The 20529-nt window shown below is 40.2% G+C and carries 15 protein-coding genes; 6 read left to right on the top strand and 9 right to left on the bottom strand.

From position 1 onward, the window contains the following. Positions 1 to 72: 72 nt before the first annotated feature. Both MTBBW1_RS21035 and MTBBW1_RS21030 read right to left on the bottom strand, forming a co-directional pair. Entirely contained in the window at positions 73 to 867 is a 795-nt protein-coding gene (locus tag MTBBW1_RS21035) for a YkgJ family cysteine cluster protein (protein ID WP_080806832.1), read from the bottom strand. Positions 868 to 1420: 553 nt separating this feature from the next. Beyond that, positions 1421 to 2116: a hypothetical protein gene (locus tag MTBBW1_RS21030; RefSeq protein WP_139786846.1), complete on the bottom strand. Its 696-nt coding sequence runs from the start codon at positions 2114 to 2116 to the stop codon at positions 1421 to 1423. 281 nt (positions 2117 to 2397) lie between these two features. Between MTBBW1_RS21030 and MTBBW1_RS21025 the strand changes: the two genes are divergently transcribed. From MTBBW1_RS21025 to MTBBW1_RS21010, 4 genes are all read left to right on the top strand, one after another. Continuing rightward, positions 2398 to 3321, top strand: a complete 924-nt coding sequence (locus MTBBW1_RS21025; RefSeq protein WP_080806829.1) for a P-loop NTPase — start codon at positions 2398 to 2400, stop codon at positions 3319 to 3321. Next, positions 3318 to 4298: an ATP-binding protein gene (locus MTBBW1_RS21020; protein ID WP_080806827.1), complete on the top strand. Its 981-nt coding sequence runs from the start codon at positions 3318 to 3320 to the stop codon at positions 4296 to 4298. The genes MTBBW1_RS21025 and MTBBW1_RS21020 overlap by 4 nt, the downstream gene beginning before the upstream one ends. 72 nt (positions 4299 to 4370) lie before the next feature. Beyond that, entirely contained in the window at positions 4371 to 4733 is a 363-nt protein-coding gene (locus tag MTBBW1_RS21015) for a NifB/NifX family molybdenum-iron cluster-binding protein (RefSeq protein WP_080806826.1), read from the top strand. A gap of 30 nt (positions 4734 to 4763) precedes the next feature. Then, a complete protein-coding gene (locus tag MTBBW1_RS21010) occupies positions 4764 to 5120 on the top strand; it encodes a NifB/NifX family molybdenum-iron cluster-binding protein (RefSeq protein ID WP_080806824.1) in 357 nt (118 codons plus the stop codon). A 140-nt stretch (positions 5121 to 5260) separates the two neighbouring features. Here the strand turns inward: MTBBW1_RS21010 and MTBBW1_RS21005 are convergent, their stop codons facing one another. The 4 genes from MTBBW1_RS21005 to MTBBW1_RS20985 all read right to left on the bottom strand — a co-directional run bounded on the left by MTBBW1_RS21005 (position 5261) and on the right by MTBBW1_RS20985 (position 12305). After that, complete coding sequence (locus MTBBW1_RS21005) at positions 5261 to 6850, bottom strand: Rne/Rng family ribonuclease (RefSeq protein WP_080806822.1); 1590 nt, start codon at positions 6848 to 6850, stop codon at positions 5261 to 5263. Further along, positions 6844 to 9672: a TIGR03936 family radical SAM-associated protein gene (locus MTBBW1_RS21000; protein ID WP_222424132.1), complete on the bottom strand. Its 2829-nt coding sequence runs from the start codon at positions 9670 to 9672 to the stop codon at positions 6844 to 6846. Before MTBBW1_RS21000 ends, MTBBW1_RS21005 begins: the two co-directional genes overlap by 7 nt. A gap of 413 nt (positions 9673 to 10085) precedes the next feature. Next, entirely contained in the window at positions 10086 to 11327 is a 1242-nt protein-coding gene (locus MTBBW1_RS20990; protein ID WP_080806819.1) for a hypothetical protein, read from the bottom strand. 336 nt (positions 11328 to 11663) lie between these two features. After that, complete coding sequence (locus MTBBW1_RS20985; RefSeq protein ID WP_186441593.1) at positions 11664 to 12305, bottom strand: YkgJ family cysteine cluster protein; 642 nt, start codon at positions 12303 to 12305, stop codon at positions 11664 to 11666. Positions 12306 to 13013: 708 nt separating this feature from the next. On the opposite strand from MTBBW1_RS20985, the gene MTBBW1_RS20980 reads away from it, so the two are divergent. Further along, the gene (locus MTBBW1_RS20980) at positions 13014 to 14813 is read left to right on the top strand and encodes an AAA family ATPase (protein ID WP_186441591.1); all 1800 of its coding nucleotides are present in this window, start codon (positions 13014 to 13016) and stop codon (positions 14811 to 14813) included. 191 nt (positions 14814 to 15004) lie between these two features. On the opposite strand, the gene MTBBW1_RS20975 is transcribed toward MTBBW1_RS20980, so the two are convergent. Together MTBBW1_RS20975 and MTBBW1_RS20970 are read right to left on the bottom strand one after the other, a co-directional pair. Beyond that, a complete protein-coding gene (locus tag MTBBW1_RS20975; protein ID WP_080806813.1) occupies positions 15005 to 15988 on the bottom strand; it encodes a hypothetical protein in 984 nt (327 codons plus the stop codon). A gap of 107 nt (positions 15989 to 16095) precedes the next feature. Next, entirely contained in the window at positions 16096 to 17763 is a 1668-nt protein-coding gene (locus tag MTBBW1_RS20970) for a PKD domain-containing protein (RefSeq protein ID WP_186441589.1), read from the bottom strand. 278 nt (positions 17764 to 18041) lie between these two features. Between MTBBW1_RS20970 and MTBBW1_RS20965 the strand changes: the two genes are divergently transcribed. Further along, entirely contained in the window at positions 18042 to 18278 is a 237-nt protein-coding gene (locus MTBBW1_RS20965; protein ID WP_080806809.1) for a hypothetical protein, read from the top strand. Positions 18279 to 18290: 12 nt separating this feature from the next. Here MTBBW1_RS20965 and MTBBW1_RS20960 read toward each other — a convergent pair whose 3' ends face one another. Further along, positions 18291 to 20291 (bottom strand): methyl-accepting chemotaxis protein, encoded by a 2001-nt coding sequence (locus MTBBW1_RS20960; RefSeq protein WP_080806807.1) that lies wholly within the window; start codon positions 20289 to 20291, stop codon positions 18291 to 18293. Positions 20292 to 20529 lie beyond the last annotated feature (238 nt).

The following is a 20529-nucleotide window of genomic DNA, read 5'->3' as shown; positions in this document are numbered from 1 at the left end:
GCAAACTCTCGGTTATGCCCCCTTGTGATCGGGAAAATGCTTTTGACATCATTGACAAATGAATGACATGAATTATTTATTATCTTTGTTAACTTTAATATCGCCTTCTGTAAAAAGAAGGGATTTTAGCCATTCAAAACCAAACTGAAGCAGTTTAACATCATCAGCTTTAATCTCTTCAACCCTTGCTGGGTCAACTGTAAACTTTTCAAAGAACGAACTTTCAAACACAAATCGCCTGAACTTATCAATGTCGTAACAGGCAGTAAAGAACATCTTCTTGCTCTGTTCAGCAAGCTTTATACTTGCAGGAACTGTCTTTTTTCTCACTATAAGATCAGTCCAGCCAGCATTTACTTCATCCCTTATGTTAACACCCTGATCCTCTCTCCACTCTGCAACACTCCACTCTTTAGGCTCTTCAAATCCAAGGCAGTGTGACTCTTTTACCATAAAAAAGAATGCATCACTTGAATTCATTTCACTTGCATAACTCAAAGAACCCATACCAAGTGGATAGTACCGACAGGTTGAAGGGCGATCTTCATATATGGTGCACCCCTCTGCATCCTCTACAAAGGGACACGATTTCTGATCATCATCAAGAAGTTTCAGGGTGACCACAGGAAGATCAGCCTTTTCAAGAATATGAATATCAGCATAGATTGCAAGAAACTCTTCAGAAGTGATTCCCAGACGTTTCTTCATGGTAATAATATCATATGGGGTAAGCATGATATCAATACCTCTGCAACATTTTGTAAAGCACTTCACACCTTTATGGCATTTAAATTTAAATTTTGTGTCATATCCCATCTGCTCCGGAATCACTTCGGACTTTATCTCTTTATCACTGGATGTGTTCATACTCTTACCTGCATCTCCTTTAATATAACGGCCATGGCAGACTTATCTGCCACAACGAAGCATGAAAGTCCCTAAGCTCCCTAAAAAAACAGGAACTTTCTTATAGCGGCCATGGCGGCATTACCGCCACAATCGAATGGATGAAAATCCCCAAACTACGGGGACTTTCATATAAAAAAAATCTTCAACAAGCCGTGACTCATTGTATTATCAACAAATTTTTTTTGACACTTCATCTGCTAATGTCCAGCAGAAATTAATCAATTAAGATAATGACAAATCAAAATATGTCAATCCATCTCTGATTCCACAGATATTTATGTCGATTTTGAGTACAAAAATCGCCCTTGGATCATATCTGTCATAAGAGAAACAGAGATGGATAGGATGTTCAGTATAGATAATCCTGCCTTATCCTGTTAATCTTGGGAATCCTGATTCAGACTGTGTTGATAAGGTTTAAAAGATCATAGGTGTCGATTTTGAGTATTGAACAGAAGAGATGAATTGACGATCAAGTGACATGAAATTTTCATTTGTCCATTTTATTTTTTTAAAGTAATGCCAGACCACGCATAATTTCAGCAAATTCAGGATTTTTGCCGGCAAATTGTCTCAATGCCTGAAGCTGCCTTCGCAAAAGAGAACCATCTGAATGATTCAAATCAAGATCAATAACAACCTCACGTTCAAGACGATTGAGCTGATCAGCAACAGGTTTCAGCATAGTGCGGCGATCCCAGGTTATATAAGCAAAAAGCGCTACAATTAAAGTGATAATCGATCCGAAAAAGACAAGCATAGTATTGTAGGAATCATCCAATCTATTATTAATAGCTTCATTGCTTGACCTCATTTCATCTCTCAAATCAGATATTCTTAACGAAAGAGCATCATAACCGGCTTTCATCTCTGACCTAATAGCCTCATCGCTGGATTTCATCTCTGCCCTTAAAGCTTCATTGCTGGCTTTCATTTCTGCCCTTAAAGCCTCATTGCTGGCTTTCATCTCTGCCCTTAAAGCCTCATTGCTGGCTTTCATTTCTGCTCTAAGAGATTGAATGTTTGATTTCATCTCATCTCTCAAGTCAACTATCCTTGATGAAAGGGCTTCCTGGCCAGCCTCTAATCTTGCAAGCTTTTCGATAATCTCACGATCAGTTATATGGGGTGTGGGTTCCACTGCAAATGATAAAAACGGAAATAAAACATTAAAAATCATTACAACAACTATCAACAGCCTCTTCATAAACATGAACCTCCTTTTAGCATTCATAATATTTCAAGTATCAACTCTAAGCCCTGTTATAAGTATAAATATTCAGAAAAAAAATACAACAAAAAATGGGAAGATCTGTAATTCCCCCTTTCAGAATCTCCCCTCACCCACCCTCAATACCGTTTTTATCTTCCTGACCACATTTTCATAAAGAGCAGATGCTTAAATAACTCTTGACATAATGAGATATTGCTATATATTATTCCCAAACCTTTTAAGCATATGCTCGTTCATTTCTGGAGGATAACAAAATGATAGTGACAATTGCAAGTGGTAAGGGGGGTACAGGCAAAACAACTGTAACAGTCAACCTGGCTGCCATAGCGCCTGTAAGTGATATTCAGGTTTTTGACTGTGATGTTGAAGAACCCAACTCCCATATCTATTTAAAGCCTGAAAACATCACCACACAGGAGATATCCACCATGATTCCGGTTGTGGATAAAGAGCTGTGCAACCTTTGTGGAGAGTGTGAAAAGCTTTGTCAATTCAGTGCCATCGCCCTGATTGCAGGAAAAATAATGACCTTTCCGGAAATGTGCCATTCATGCAGAGGATGTGCAATGGTATGCCCTGAAGGAGCCATAAATGAAGGGAAAAGAGTGCTTGGCTCCCTTCTTGAGGGTAAAAACCAGCGGGGGATTGAGCTTATCTGGGGTGAATTAAGGGTTGGAGAGGCAATGTCTCCTCCTCTTATAAAGCAGGTAAAGCAGAGGATAAATCCAGAAAAATTTTCGTTTGTGGATGCTCCGCCCGGTACTTCCTGCCCTGCAATTGAAACCCTTCGGGATTCAGACTTTGCAATACTTGTGTCAGAGCCAACCCCGTTTGGCCTCAATGATCTTGCCCTTACTGTTGAGGTACTAAAAAAACTCAATGTTCCCACGGGCATTGTCATAAACAGAGCAGATACTTCTGAGCCAACATCATCAGTTCAAGGTAGCATGCCGGATACTATTATTGATGAATATGCAGAAAAGGAAGGCATTGAAATTCTTCAGAAGTTTCCTTTCAGCCGCGAAGCTGCACGGGTATCTTCCAAGGGTCTGCTACTTGTTGATGAAATGCCTGAAATGAAAAAGCTCTTCCAGGAGCTTTATGATAAAATTATGTCCAGGTTAGATGCCATAAAAGAGAAAAATCCAGCAAAACAGGCGGAGGGTACAATGTCATGAAAGAGCTTACCGTGATAAGCGGGAAAGGGGGAACCGGAAAGACCAGTGTGACAGCTTCCCTTGCCACCCTTGCCCCTAATAGAATCGTAATTGATGCTGATGTTGATGCAGCCAACCTTTTTCTTACACTTGAACATGAAGTGCTGGAAAAGGAGTCCTTTGAAGGCGGCCATAAAGCCATGATTGATGAAGCACTCTGTACCAGATGCGGTGAGTGCCTTGAACGCTGCCAGTTTGATGCTGTTTCAGAAGTGCCTGACAATCATGATGCTGTTTCAAATATTTCTGGCGAGGCCGATACTGCATCAAAAGGATCTGGAACGGTTCATACTGTGTCAGACAAATCGGGCAAATTTGTGATTGACCCTGTCTCATGCGAAGGATGCGGAGTCTGCGTTCATTTTTGTCCAGCAGACGCAATATCTTTTGAAAGGCAGATATGCGGAGAAAAATATATATCTAAAACTGCAAACGGCCCAATGATTCATGCCCGTCTTGGAATTGCTGAAGAGAACTCCGGCCTTCTCGTTAGCCAGTTGAGACAAAAAGCCAAAGAGATGGCCATTAAAGAAAAAATCCCCATGATAATAACAGACGGGCCTCCCGGCATTGGATGCCCTGTTATTGCATCTGTGAGCAATGCTGATGCTGTCTTGATTGTGACAGAGCCCACACAATCTGGAATGCATGACATGGCAAGGGTCAAAAAGCTGGCAGATCAGATGAATGCCGCTGTATATCTTTGTGTCAACAAGGCAGATCTCAATCCTGAAGCAACAGATGAAATCAAAAAATTCTGCCATGAAAACGGAATTAGCTTTGCAGGTGAAATTCCATTTGACAGGGATGTAATAGAGTCAATGAAAGCAGGTAAAAGCCTTGTGACATTTTCCCAGGGACCTGCTTCTGTTGCAGTGAAAAATGTATGGCAGAATGTTTTGTCATTCATGGAAAAGAGAATGGATCGCCTTACATGAACCCAACTCCCCCCAAAAAAGAAGCAGACACGAGATGAAACTACAGACACACCCACATAAAGGAGATAAAAAATGAAAGTTGCAATATCATCAAGCGGAACAACCCTTGACTCGGCTCTTGATCCAAGATTTGGAAGAGCTGCCAACTTTTTAATTGTTGATACAGATACAATGGAAGTTGAAGTAAAAGAGAATACCCAGAACCTCAATCTCCCCCAGGGAGCAGGTATCCAGGCTGGAAAAACCGTTGCAGAGAGCGGCGCTCAGGCTGTCATTACAGGAAACTGCGGACCAAAGGCATTTAATGTGCTTCAGATGGCAGGTATTAAAGTTGTGACCGGCATTCAGGGAACTGTAAAAGAGGCCATTGAAAAATTCAAACAAGATGAACTTGAATTTTCACAGGCTCCAAATGTTGAGGGACACTGGGTATAAAAAGAATCTTAATAAAAAAGGAAACAAACCATGAAATTTGCAATCCCCATGGCAATGGGAAAACTTACCGCCCATTTTGGCCACTGCAAGGAATTTTGTTTTGTAACTGTGGAAGAGAATAAAATAACCGGAAAAGAGGTTCTTGAGCCACCTCCCCATGAGCCGGGAGTGCTTCCGCGCTGGCTTCATGAAAAGGGTATCAATGTGGTGCTTGCAGGTGGCATGGGACACAAAGCACAGGAGCTTTTTTCCCAGGCTGGAATAAAGGTTATAACAGGAGCGCCTGTTGAAGAGCCTGAAAATCTTGTCAATGCATATCTTACAAATTCCCTTGTGACCGGACAAAATGTGTGCGGTCATGAACCTGGGTCTCCATGCAGCCACTAAGTTGAATTATCCAGAAAGAGCTGTGAAATAGCTTATCCTGACTCCCCCTCTCCATTCATGGAGAGAGGGGAAGGATTCTTGAAAGGATATTGAAACAGACTTATAACTGATCTCTCCGTTCATGGGAAGGATGGAATGAATCAGGCAAGACTTTCAAATATATGGTACTCTTCAATGTGATAATGCGGCTCAGGATAGATGGCAATGGGGGTGCCAAAACGATTTTCAAGGGAAGAGACAAGGTGTTTTTCCTCTCCATGTAAAAGCTGGGCGATTTCAGGGTGTACCTTTACAGTGAAACGGTTACCCATCATGTCGGTTGCCTCGTTTATAAGATCCCTGTAAATTTTGTGGCATATTGATTTTCCGGATAAAAGCATGCCGTCTCCACCGCAGTAGAAACATGGCTCGCACAGGGTACGTGTCAGATTACGCCTGACCCTCTTGCGTGTCATCTGAACAAGCCCAAGCTCGGAAAGAGGCAGCACATTGGTCTGGCTTTTATCTTTTTTAAGGGCCTCGTTAAGTTGGGTCATCACCTTTTCCTTGTGCTGGCTCTTTTTCATGTCAATGAAATCAATAATAATGATACCGCCTATGTTTCTCAGGCGAATCTGATATGCGATCTCCTTGACAGCCTCAAGGTTGGTTTTTAAAATGGTCTCCTCAAAGTTGTGCTTTCCAACATATCTTCCTGTATTGACATCAATTGCCACAAGAGCCTCTGTCTGCTCTATCACAATATACCCGCCTGATTTCAGCCAGACCTTTTTTTTAAGTGCCCGTGCAATGTCGCCTTCAATGTTGTAGGCATCAAAAATCGGTTCCATGCCTGTATAAAGCTCAACAGAGACCTTAAGATCTGGCATAAGTTTTTCGAGAAATTCCAGAACGTTTTCATATCCTGCCCTGGAGTCAATTATGAGCTTGTCTGCCTCATCTGTGAGAAGATCTCTAACTGCTCTAAACGTTACAGTAAGATCCCTGTAAACAAGTGAGGGGGCTGAAGCCTTTTTGTTTTTTTTCTGGATATCCTCCCAGGTTTTGTTTAAAAACTCAATCTCCCTTCTGAGCCTCTCTTCCTGGATACCTTCGGCAGCGGTTCTCAATATATAGCCGTAATTATCGCGTCTAACAGAGAGAAGAAGCTCCTTCAGGCGCCCTCTTTCTCGATCGTTGTCAATTCGCCTTGAGATACCGATGTGGTCAACTGTTGGCATAAGCACCATGAACCTGCCGGGAAGCGATATGTGTGTTGTCACCCTTGGGCCTTTGGAACCAATGGGAGATTTTGCCACCTGGACAAGTATCTCCTGTCCCTCGGTGATAAGATCCTCAATGGGGCATTCGCTTGTGGCACATGATTTCCAGTTGGAACCTGTAGTTATTTCCCCCTCATTTATATCCTGCTCCGTTGCTTCCTGATTTTCATCTCCATCAAGCTCAAGTTCCATCTCAAGCTCGCTTTCCTGTTCAAAACGCTTGGCAATCTCATCACTTGTATCATCTAAAATATCATCCACATAAAGGAAAGCTGCCTGGTTAAGTCCAATATCAACAAATGCAGCCTGCATTCCGGGCAACACCCTCTGTACCCTTCCTTTGTAGATATTTCCTGTTATATTGGTTTCGTCACCCCGTTCAATGAAAAGTTCGGCAATATTTCCATTTTCAAGTACCGCCACCCTTGTTTCGTGGGGAGCGGCATTTACAACAAGTTCTTTCAGCATGATGTAGCACCCCTTTTCAGTTTTACAATATTTGAAGAACGCAGCACATGGTCAGGAATTTCAAGAACTTCCGTGAGAATTTCCCCGGGTCTTATGGTTCTTTCCCCATCTTTTGCAAGTGTCATTTCAATAAGGGAAGAGTTCAAAGGATCAGGAAAGTCTATTGCTCTTGTTATTTTCCTTAAATCGCAGCTTCTTTTTATACCCTTAAAATTTACCTGTTCCACAACATATTCAGAAAGTGCCATGAATTGATCAACATCTTCATGGGCAACTTCATAGTTTTTCAAATTAATTCTGTAACTTGTATCAATATTTTCCACAATTCTATCTTTTGCACCCCTACTTTTGCTTCCGGCTCTGTTCATGGAAGAAAGCGCTGCTCCTGTCAGACATCGGGTAATTACAATACTTCGGGGTATCACAGCATTGATTTTCTTCACAAGAGTGTCAGGATTGGTGGATATATGTGCGTATATATTGAAAAACTCCTCTTCGCTCTCCATACCAACAGGCAGGGGATTGTCAAATGATATTTTCATGGAAGGGCTAAATCCCCCTGAATACTTTACCTTTATGCCTGTTCTTCTGATTGCTCTTCTTATTATTTTAGCAAGCTCAAGATGTCCAAAATGTCTGGCATCACCCATTTTGGAGTAAAAAAGCCTGAATTTGGCAAAATATTCATCCCTTTCACAAGGAACCTTTTTTGTTGAAGAGTGTTTGCCGCAAATCCCTTCTCCGTCAGACTGGAAGTTATTGGCATGGGGTGGAAAAAGTACAGGTTTTACGGTTTGAAAATCACATATACCGCAGCCATTACACTCGTTCTCCCGACAATCCGGGGTGGCTATTCCCTCTATGGCCTTCTCAAACTCTTTTTCCATAAACTGCTTTGGTAGTCCACAGTCAATGTGATCCCAGGGCAGAGGCTCATCCCTGTGCCGCTCCCTTGCTGTATAAAAAAGAGGGTCAATGTTGTTTTCTTCAAAGGCGCTTTTCCAAAGTTCCATCCTGAACATATCTGACCAGCCATCAAGACGGCACCCCTTTTCCCATGCAGAGACAAGAACCTTTGACAATCTTCTGTCTCCCCTTGCCCATACACCTTCAAGAAGACTCATTGAGGGGTTCTGCCACTTAAGGTTTATTCCAGGATGTCGCAACTTCTGCTTTAAAAGATCAAGATTTTCCATTGCTTTTTCAGGTGTAATCTGGGCACATCTTTGAAAAGGTGTGTGAGCTTTGGGAATAAAGGTTGCAAAACTTACATTAATTTTAAGTTTTCCCTTGGCTTTTTTATGTTGTATATGACTCTGTTTTTTATCTGTTTTATCACCAAAATTGCCAGTCTCACCAGAAATATCAGCACAAATTTTTTGGCGAATATTTTTTTGCTGTTTCTCCTTCCAACTGCTGATATTAAAGGATGCAAGCCTTCTTGTAATATCAACAATGCCGTCAATGTCATCCCCTGTCTCTGTTGGAAGACCGTTCATGAAATAGAGTTTTATTGTTCGCCACCCCAGCTCAAAGGCACTGTTGACAGTATTAAAAATATCTTCTTCTGTAATATTTTTGTTTATGACATCCCTTAGCCTCTGGGTTCCTGCTTCCGGCGCAATTGTAAAACCTGTTTTTTTAACTGATTTTATGATCTTCATCAATGGCGCATCAAGTTTGCCGGCCCTTACTGAAGGCAGTGACAAGGCTGTGCAGTGTCCAGGATTTACGGCCAGAAGAGACTCCATAAGCGGGGCAAGGTTTTCATAATCTCCGGTACTCAATGAAAGAAGAGATATATCGCTGTAACCGGTATTTTTGACAGACTCTTCGGCAATGGCAACAAGGTCGTCAACAGATCTTTCCCTGACAGGACGGTATATCATTCCTGCCTGGCAGAAACGGCATCCCCTGGAGCAACCCCTTGCAACTTCAAGGCGAAGGCGGTCATGAACAGGTTTTCCAAAGGGAACAACAGGAGCTGTGGGAAAAAGTGTGGTTGATATATCAGGAAGAATGGCACGCCTGACTTTTTCATGGTTAGGTTCAAGGGGTTCAAGATATTGAATAACAGGCATATCAAAGGATGGCATGGCAGGTTTACTATCAGGCAAAGGCAAGGATGTACTCCCGCCTGACAGTGACGATGAAGATTCGGCACTTTCTCCTGTGTCAAATGGCTTAAAGGTTGCCCTGAAAAATGATGGTATATATACCCCCTGAATGCTGGAAAGTCGTTTAAGAAGGCTTTTTTTTACGCCATCTCCACTTTTTTTCCACTCAATAAAGGCATTGGATATCCCTATAACCACCTCTTCACCATCGCCTATGACAAAGGCATCAAAAAAATCAGCCAGGGGTTCGGGATTGAATGTACATGGCCCCCCTCCAATGATAAGGGGAAAATTTTCATCTCTCTCAGCGGCATAAAAAGGAATACCGGAAAGATGCATCATTGTCAGAATGTTGGTAAAGTTAAGTTCATAAAGGAGACTGAAGCCTATAATATCAAAGGCTTTCATGGGAAGGGAGGATTCTAAGGAAAACAGAGGTAAGTTTTTCTCCTGAAGGATTTTCTCCATATCTGGTGCAGGCGTAAAAAATCTTTCAGCCGCAATATGTTTCTCACCATTTAAAATAGTATATAGAATCTGCATTCCAAAATGGGATGTCCCGATTTCGTACAGATCCGGAAAGGCCAGGGCAAACTTGATATCAACATCTTCAAGTTTTTTTTTTACACTGTTTGCCTCACATCCCAGATAGCGGCTCGGCATCTCCACAAAGGGCAGGATTTCCTGAATATTTATTTTGTCCATAATAGAAAAGTATTTATAATTCCATGTTATTGTTGTTATTTTAGATAAACTGTTACTATCTCATTTTACCCTGTTTTTTGCAATGGGAATTTCAAATAAACAATATAGCGCCGGAATATGGTGCAATAGATTTTGCAAGCAGTAAAAACAAAAAAAATCAGCCTGTATCTTTTCATTCCTAAATTGTATGGAATAATGAGATACAGGCTGTGTGGTAAATCCGATCAGTTTTTTATTTCTGGTTTATTTCTGGTTTATTTCTGGTTTATTTCTGGTTTATTTCTGGTTTATTTCTGGTTTATTTCTGGTTTATTTCTGGTTTATTTCCGGTTACTTTATGATTTATTTTACGGTGTAAAGATACACCATTATTTTCACCGTTGGAGTGGCCGTTGAATTTGGCCGTTCATGGGTTATCTGATTGAATCAAAATCAAGCTCAAGGTAAAGCCCTTCAGGGTCGTCGGGATGGATAAACCTGATCATTTTGAAACCAAAGGTGATTCCTGCAAATTCCGCACATGGTACAGTCAGGATATTTTCCATTTCCAGCTCGCTGTTTTCATTAAGACAGCCACTCTGCTCTTCTCCACTTAATACCCAGAGCAGGTCAGATACCGGAAAGGGAAGCAGTTCAAGGGCTTCATGGGGGTTGGGAATCTCCACTTTCCAGACTGGAAGGAATGCATTCACAGGATTCTCAACCGTAAACAGGGTGGTTTCAAAACTTTGGTTTTCATAGTTAAGGCATGGAATTTCAATGGTTAAATCCTGGTTTACTTTTACACAGACATCATTACCGGTTCTTTCAGCAGCATCCTTTATGCAGTAGAAACCAAATGGAGTGTTGTGCCACCAGGTAACGCCTGCCATTGCATCCCTGCCGCCAAAGAGATAGCCTTCAAACTTCTGATCATCGTCATAACCTGGAGTGTCATAGAAATCCACATAGAACTCAATCTTGTGATCAGGGCCAAACTCTTCGGAAAGAGGATAATTGTCAGTTCTTACAAAGCCTCTTACGCTGTGCTCTTCTCCGGTTTCAGAAGTATAGGTACCAACGATATTTGGCATCTGCTCGATATAGTCACCAGTACCTGCCTCAAGCTCCAGGGTGCCAATCCAGCCGTCATGATTCATTGCGTAGGTACCGGTAAAATCTGACAGATCAAGGGGAGAATCATTGGCAGATGTAAAATCAGATACCACAAGCTCTCCTCTGTTCATATAAAATCCAAACGGAACCTCATGCCACCATGTAATTCCTGCCATGGTATCTTTTGAGCCAAAAAGATATCCCTCAAACTCCTGGTCATCTTCTGAATCAAACATGGTATCCACAAAGTCAACATAAAACACGATCTTATGGTCAGGGCCCCAGCTTTCAGGCATCATATATTTTGGAGTTCTGATATAACCATGCACATAGTGCTCCTGATTGTCTTCCCCTGTATATGTTCCGGAAACAGGTGGAATCTGCTCTATGGAGTCACCAGTATCAGCTTCAAGTTCCAGAACGCCTTCCCATCCATCGTGGTTCATGCCATATGTCCCGCCAAAATCTGTGTAAGATACTGTTGCTGCAAAACTGCTCTGTGCAATAAAAGCTACAGATACGATTACCGAAATAACGAATGTGTTGAGATACTTTTTCATGGCTTTCTCCTTTCTCTATTGTTATTGTCAACTTCTTTTAATTGTTATTGTCAACTTCCTGGCAAAAACATCAGAACTGACAAACAATTATAGCAGGATATGTGCCACAATCTTTTACAATATCAAATTTAAAAAATAACTATCTGTATTTAAACAATATTTAATTATACATTTCCATTTCAGATTAAAAACAGAAAGAAAAAAAATTCCATGAATGTCAATATATATTGTCAAACAACACAAACCAAAGTAAAGCAAACTTTACATAATCAAAATAAAACAACAACAATTATCTATAGAAATTTGCCTGAATATAGCACTTTGCCTGAAAAGAGTTCACAGAAAATCAAGCTTAATTCCCTTCCCTGCCCCCATAACCCTGAATCCAAGGGGATGGAGCAATTCAAAAATGGGACGGCCAAAATAGAAAAGCTCCTTTGCCACAGTAAGCTCCAGCTTATTGACAATTTTCATGCGATGGTCAATCTCCCTGTTACAGATCTTTTCAAGTTTTTTAACCATCTTGCTGGACGGGCTGGAAAGTCCCATTAAATCAGGCACAGGAAAGAGCATTTCATGCTTTTTGATATGTTTTCTCATGGGATCATCTGCCTTTATAATGTCAAGCCTTGATAAAAGATCCCTGCCTGCAAGCTTAAGTGTCTCTTCTGTATCCCAACATTTCAGAACAGAACAGGCAAGCGGACGGTTTTCGTATATTGTGCATCCATTAAGTACTTTTTCATAAAACAGGCATTCCCATGTTCCCTTTTTGCCAGCAATCTTTAAAAACTCTTTTTTTACAGGCTTAAGGCTATCGGTTACAGGGTCATGGGCAAGTTCTCCCTTTCTTATTGCTATAAGGCTTTCAATTGAGATCAGACAGTTTTCAATCAAGGTCATATCACTGCCATGCAGAGCAGGCCCACCATTTTCGCAACATGTTCCGCACCTTTTACATTCATTTTGAAGACTCATTAAAATTCCTGTTGGTTCTAAAATTGTATTCATAATAAAGGGGATCTTTCATTTATCGGTTTACACTTATAATTTTATTATAATTACAGTCAAGATGTCCGGCTCTTCCTGTTATATAGAAAAGATACTCATCATCCAGAGAAGATACTCACTCAAAGGCGACACATATGATCTTGTAAGCCTTGTCAACACTGTCTAAATCAGGATTTCCAGGATTAATGTTAATGGCCATTGACAATTAACAAGATAAGGCAGGATTATCTATCCTCAACATCCTATCCATCCTGGTTATCCTGGTTCAGACAAATGCAAGAACTTCTGAAAAAGCAATAAGATGTCGATTTTGAGTACTCAGGATACTATCATCCTACCTTATCCTGTCAATCCAGATTATCTTGATTCAGATAATTGCAAAAAAACCCAAGAAGATAAATGCATAGTATAGTATAGCTTGACATAAACTTTTGTCGATCTATACTTATTAATATACTCAAAGTCGACACCTATGATCTTGTAAGCCTTGTCAACACTGTCTGAATCAGGATTCCCAAGATTAACAGGATAAGGCAGGATTATCTATCCTGAGCATCCTATCCATCCTGGTTATCCTGGTTCAGACAACTGCAATAACTTCTGAAAAAGCAATAAGATGTCGATTTTGAGTATTTAATGGACACAAAAAAAATCAGATGCCCAAAAGGGGATTTTATGAATTTTCCATATGGATACAGTGATTTTAAAAAGATCATACTGAATCATTATTTTTATTGTGATCGCACAAGCAGAATTGCCATTCTTGAAACAAATGACATCCAGCTTTTTCTACGCCCCCGACGATTTGGTAAATCCCTGCTTCTATCCATGCTGGAAAACTACTATGATGTGGCAAAAAAAGAGCTCTTTGATAAGCTTTTCGGCCACCTTGAAATCGGAAAAAAACCAACGCCTCTTCATAACTCCTACTTTATCCTGAAATGGGATTTTTCATGTATTGACGCATCAGGTTCTGTTGATCAGATCAGGCAATCCCTTTATGACCATATTAATAACTGCATCAAAAGGTTTTTAATATGCTATCAAAATTACAATATCCCTCCAATTAATATTGATCCTGCCAATGCACTTAGCTCCATTCAATCCCTTGCAAATGCTGTGGAATTCATGGATACCTCTATATATCTTCTAATAGATGAGTATGATAATTTTGCCAATGAAGTTATGATGTCCGGAGACCGCCATATTGAAAGATATGAATCCCTTGTGAGAAAAGAGGGTATATTGAAAACCATCTTCAAAAACATCAAATCCCTGGCATCAAGCGATGTTTTTGACAGGATATTTATCACCGGAGTTTCTCCTGTGGTCATGAGCGATATAACAAGCGGCTTTAATATCGGGGAGAATATCTATTTTGAAGATGACTACAATGACCTTTGCGGATTTACAGAAAGCGAGATTCAAGCTGTTTTGTCAAAAATGAAAGCCAATGAAGTTCATTCCAATAATGCCCTTGAAATAATGAAACTCTACTACAACGGTTACCTCTTCTCACAGGATGTAACCGAACCAGTTTATAACCCCACACTTGTACTCTACTTCCTGAAGCGATTCCAGAAATCAGGGCGATTTCCGGAAAACATGTTTGACGAAAACCTTGCAATGGATATTTCCGAAATAAAAGGGGGAAATCAGCTAATTATTGATCTGATGCAGCAGAGCCACCAGAGTCACAAAATTGAAATCCAGCAGATAAGCCAGAAGTTCGGCATAAGAAGGATGCTCTCCGATGCAACCCATGACAGATCTTTTTTAATCTCTTTTTTATATTACTTTGGAATCCTTACCCTTGATGGCCGTTCAGAAAATGGTGACCAGGTTTTGAAACTGCCCAACCTTCTTACAAAAAGGCTCTATGTTGACAGAATTAACGAAATGCTTCTGCCGGAACCTGTTGAACGGGACAAAGGAAAGGATGCTGCCAAAAAAGTCTATCAGAAAGGAGATATGGAAGCTCTTTGCAGATTTGTTGAAGAGTACTACTTCATGGTATTTCGTAACCGAGATTACCGTTGGGCAAATGAACTTACTGTCAAGACTGCTTTTCTGACACTTCTTTACAACGATATACTTTTTATTATGGATTCGGAAAGGGAGATTGAAAGGCAATTTGCCGACCTTACCATGATAATAAGGCCGGATATGCGAAACTTTCGCCTTTTTGATATTCTCATTGAGTTTAAATATGTAAGCCTTGCAGATGCAGGTTTGACAGGTGAGGAGGCAAGGAGCTTGTCAGCATCAGCAATTGCAAGCCGGCCTTCTGTCATGCGTGCAATGGAGGAAGGGAAAGAGCAGGCAAGAAAATACAGCAAAAGCCTTATGAAAAAATATCCGGAGCTTCGGCTCAAAAGCTTTGTGGTTACGGCATTGGGTTTTGACAGGGTTTGCTGGAGTGAAGTTGTTGTTCCCCTATCCAGTCATGGAGAAGGGGGTGGGATGAGGGAGTAAATGAGAAAGCCATTAAAAATAGATTCCATAGTAAAATTTTGAACCATGATTAAAGGATTTAAGGATTAACATGATGAGCAATCAGGATAATCCCTTAATCATGAAAATCATGGTTCAAAAAAAATGAAACCCTATAAATGACACATGCAACTTAAAAGTTGCCAGAGTCAGAAACAACCTCTGGCAAAACATTAGTACATTGATGAAAGATCAAGTGTAAAAAAACGAATCTCAAAGGTCGGCATTCCATCAGGCTCTGCTGTTACAAGGGAGTAAAAGGTGTATTTACCCTTTGGCAGCAACTCCACAGGAATCGACATAAACTCTCCATCCTGCTGCCACTGACAAGCCTCTTTGACCTCGCGCCAGGCAACAGGCGTTCCTGCCATGGGAGCATAAGCATCATCACTATCAAACAGCAACAGATAAGGGGAAAGCTCCGGAGCATCGCTTGTCATTCCAAGGTAGATATTGACTTTTTCATCATAAGGAGGAAACAGAGCGAAAAAGACAAGATCTGAATCCTCAACCCTTACAGCAAATGGCTGGAAGGAAGCATCAGGTTCCATCCCTGGTGATACTATCTCCTCGACAACCGGCATGTCAGGAGCTTCAATGCAGGATGACTCCACAGGCGCAACAAAAACCAATATCTTTTTTGTCTCTCCGGAACCAAGCTGAACCTTAGCTTTAAGATTTGTCTGGTAATTTGCAAGAGATGTTGTAACAAGTCCCTCCCCTGCCACAACAATGGTTGAAAAGTACCCATTTTCAGAGGAAAATGTCTCTCCTCCAAGATTCCATTGCACCCTTGCATTTGAAACGCTGATACCGCTCTCTGCATCCTTTACACTACCTGTCAAAACTGCTGTATCAGCTCCCCTTGTCTCAATCTCAACATCGAGAGAAGATGCGCAATGGCTTGTGGTTTCATATGTCCACTCTCCTGATTTAGCGTTTTCTATGGTTATGTTTTCGGAATCACACACAATATAAGGCTCAATGTTATAAGGGCTCTTATCAGGTCGATAGATCATAACTTCAACATAGCAATCACCGCACTTTTCAGCTCCAGGAGTTACAGGAGTGTCAGTTTTAAGGGAAGAGCTACCTGAATTCAGAGAGTTAAAGCTTCCTAATGATTTTGTTGATGTTGATGAGCCAAGACCGAACAAACCCTGCCCAACATTAAAGTATATCTCAAGGGTTTGATTCTCAAATGTATTTTGTACCTTTTCGGAAAATGATTCCTTATTTTCGATGGTTACCCTTCGTTTCTGTATTACACTGAATTGGATAGTATCAAAAGCCGAAACCCAGAAATGTCCCGAGCCACAACATCAACAATATAATTCTGGGGAGACAAACCGGAAAAAAGAGATGTCTTAAACTGATAGTTTGCAATATAGGGGTTCTCACTAAAAGCCGTTTCAACAAGGCTCATTTCAACACCATCTGACCCAAATATGCTGTTGAGAAGATCGTGCTTAAGAACAACGCTTTCAATATCACCTGCGCCATCAGGGTCATATACACTAACAAGAAAGGTTACTTTCTCCCCTGCTCCGGCTACTATGAGTGACGGAGTTACCGTCACAGGTTCCCTTATCTCCGGAGCATTGGCTGAAATCTCCACATTCAAGAACGGACTTGCACCTGCAACAAGATTAAATGGGGCAACAGTTGTTGTTGCATAATTTGGAGCTGATACCTCTGCCGAATATACTCCGGTAGATAAAGAGTCAAAATCAAAATAACCACTTGAAGAAGTCAGGCCTTCAGCAACAACTTCACCCCCTGAAAATAGCTTGATTGTGGCGTTGGCAATCGGTTCGTTTCCTGCTGTGGAGACAATCTTGCCCTTTACAGAAGAGGATTGCGCACCCTGAACTTCAATGCTAACGGACTCTGTATCTCTCTGTCCGGTGCTGTCCGTCACAGTACAGGAGACTACATATACACCTGGAGTATCATATAGGTGAGAAGTTTCCTGATCTCCTTCTTGAACGCTGCCATCTCCGAAATCCCACTCATATTCATATGGTGCGGTTCCCGAAGAGATTGCACAGGAAAAAGAAATTTCAAATGGAGCATAATCGCTAATTTCACTGGCTGCGATTGAAAAAACTAAAGGCTCATTTGTACTTTCATTTTCTTCTGGACATTGCTCTAAAACCGGATCGTGATAGTCACTTACCCAGACATCGTCTATCTCAGCTATCAAAGTTTTTGGCTCATTATTATCTCTGACGTAGGCATCAAGTCTAAGCCCTGTCGCCTGACAGCTACTTAGAGGATAAATATCATAAGACTCATCAAATGTATATTCCCTTAATATTCCATTACACCCAAGAGTGATTGTTCGGGTCGTGTCATCAAAACTGACACTCACTTCATAGTCAGTGTTTAGCTGTAAGTTATTGACTACAGTTTGCCAGGGAATTAATTCTTTTTCTGCGAACCCATTTGCGTTGTTTATTTCAGCAACCATAGCAACTCTATAAAAATTTCCATTCGTATTCTCAACATATACGCCAACCCAAACGTTCCCATCGCTGTTATAAAGATTCTCTGGTGAGTGTCTTATGTTTAACAAATATCCACATAGCCTGATACCGGCCCTTGAATCTGCTGAGATCAATCGTATCTTGGCCCGCATGGATTTTTTAAGTTTGATTTCATATGGAACTCTTAATCTCAGATATGAAGCATCAGAATCACCTGTTGCTGAAATGCGAAGTCTGCCATTGACAATCTCAGTATTCCATGAGTCAAATTTATTTCCATATTCCTCTATCCACCACTGTCCATTGTTGCTAAAATTAACATCTGAAAAATCATCATAAAGAATTTCTGCAGCGCCACACACATTATAATATATACAAAACAAAATGATAATTATAAAAGCTATTTTCGTATTTCCTTGTTGCTCAATTTTCATCCGGTTCATTTTTTCTACATGCCTCCTTGAATGCTTGCTGAATAATGTTCGTTTAAAAGAACTTAGGGCACATTGGGTAGATCTTTCCATAACCGTCTGCTTTTGCAGGATAAAAATGAGAATTCCTATACCATTAAAACAAGCGCATTATGATACATAAAAATCTATATGATTTCATATTTTACCGTGGAAATGAATACAATTTCCATGGACGGGGGTGGCTGAGCATCAGCCATGATCGTTTATTTAACAAATAAAGTCCAGCCTTTTAAAATGGTGACCAGGTTTTGAAGCTGCCCAACCCTCTTACAAAAAGGCTCTATGTTGACAGAATTAACGAAATGCTTCTGCCGGAACCTGTTGAACGGGACAAAGGAAAGGATGCTGCCAAAAAAGTCTATCAGAAAGGAGATATGGAAGATCTTTGCAGATTTGTTGAAGAGCACTACTTCATGGTATTTCGTAACCGAGATTACCGTTGGGCAAATGAGCTTACTGTCAAGACTGCCTTTCTGACACTTTGAATACACTACCCACTAAAATTTAAATCCATCAATAACCTCATTAAGCCTTGCTGCAAGATCTTTCAGCTCTTGTGCATTGGCTTCAACAGTGTTGCTATTTTGCGAGATTTGACCAGATGCTTCATTTACTAAGGAAATATCCTTTGTAATGTCGCGAATCACCACCGTACCTTGAGCAATATTTTCATTTACATGCTGGATTCCTTGTGAAGTCTGGATAATGTTGCTGGATATCTCTTTTGTTGTAATGGATTGTTCTTCAATTGTTTGGCTAATTGTAGATATAATCTCATTAATACTTTTTATAATATCAACAATGGATTCAATTTCTGCAATGGTCTCCATGGTTATTGATTGCACTCCGCTTATTTTCTGCTGAATCTCCAATGTTGCTTCAGAAGTTTGATTTGCAAGTGCTTTAATCTCATTTGCAACAACTGCAAATCCTTTACCGGATTCTCCAGCTCTTGCCGCTTCAATCGTTGCGTTTAATGCCAAAAGATTTGTCTGTTCAGAAATATTTGTAATGGTTTCAACCACCATATTTATTGAATTAGCGGCATCACCCAGCTCATTAATCTTACTTGAGGCTTGTGATGACTGCTGTACTGCATCTTTAGAGATGTCAATTGCATGTTCTGAATTTTTTGATATCAGGATAATTGTCTCAGTCATTTTCTCAACAGCAGATGATATTACAGCAGTGTTATTAGCTGTCTGAGACATTGACGCCGAGATAGTCTGCATATTTACACTCATCTCTTCAGATGCTGAAGCAACGGTATTTGCCATTGCAGATGTTGATTCTGCATTTGATGCAAGGTTAGATGCAACACCAAATATCTTACCTGATGATTGATCTACATACAGGGCGTTTTGTGCAATAACTTTAATAATTGATTGTAAGTTATCCAAAAAGGTATTGAACCATCCTGAAAGCTCTCCAATTTCATCTTTTGTCCTGATTGAAAGTCGCTTTGTAAGATCTCCTTCACCCTGGGCTATATCTTTTATCATCTCCACTGTCTGCCTTACAGGACGCATAATACTCAATGCAATGAGAGAACCAGATATGAGTAATAGAACTATTACAGCTATCATGGAAACAGTTGAGTTTGTCATTGTAGATGAAAGTTGGCTTGTCATTGAATCTGTAGTGGATTTGAGAAGAAAATTTTCCTTTTCTTGTATCAACATGCTGTTTTTAAAAAGCTCTCTTTTCTGCTCTTCACGTTTCTGCCAATGATCATAAATATTATTTAAAAGCGGGGTAATCTCATCAAGCTCTTTCTCAATTTGCGACCACCAATCTGTATATATCTTTTCATTTACAACACTTATCTGTGCTTTGGTATTGACTCGTTTCTCATTGAGTATCTCAATAAGGGCATCTCTTTTTTGTATAAACTGTTCTCCATCATTATTAAGAAACAGTGTTTTTAGGGCAACAACTACACTTTGGAAAATACCTAAAAACTGGCTTGTCTGATCCCTGAGTGATGCTTTGATCTGAGGTAACTCATCTACTGTTAAAGCAAGCTCTGCCTCGTCATCATTTAACTTATTGATAATCATCATTAAAACATCTGTGCTAATATCAAAATGCTTGCATATATCAATTGACAACTCTGTTAATGTCAGAACTTCATAAATCAGATCTTTTAAAACAGATTTATGAGCGTCAGTAAGAGCTCTTATCTCCAGCAGAATCTTATTGATACTATTTGACTTGTCAATATTTTGAGATTTATCAAGCAATTGCTCCAAACCATCCAGTTTTGACATAATTTCTTGGGCAACTGCTTCATCACTATTATTGATAAATTTTTCTTCAAGTAAAAAGATCTGCAATACATTTTGCATAATTTCATTGCCAGATTGACTATATTGGGCAGTTTTGCCTGTGGTTGAAGCAACCTTAAAATTTATCATCGCAAGAATTATAACCCCGATGATGCCAAGAAGTGAAATTGTAGAAATTTTAAAAAAAAGGCTTCTGATATTGAAACTCATAACATTGACTCCGTATACAATACATAATTTTCAATAGACACTTTATAAACTTTCATGCCCGTAGAGACAAAGAATGCCTTATCTCTACGGCGCCACCCCCGATTATGAAAATGATGAGGGGGATTTTTTACGGTAAAAGTCTTCATAAATTGCCTCCGTTAAAATTAAAAAATAATAATTATTTGGAATCCTTCATATCATGCAGTAAGTACTTTACACTTTTCGGAACAGGCCACCA

This window comes from Desulfamplus magnetovallimortis (genome assembly GCF_900170035.1).
In the GTDB taxonomy this organism is placed as follows: Bacteria; Desulfobacterota; Desulfobacteria; order Desulfobacterales; family Desulfobacteraceae; genus Desulfamplus; species Desulfamplus magnetovallimortis.
This window is presented reverse-complemented; position numbering and strand designations above follow the sequence as displayed.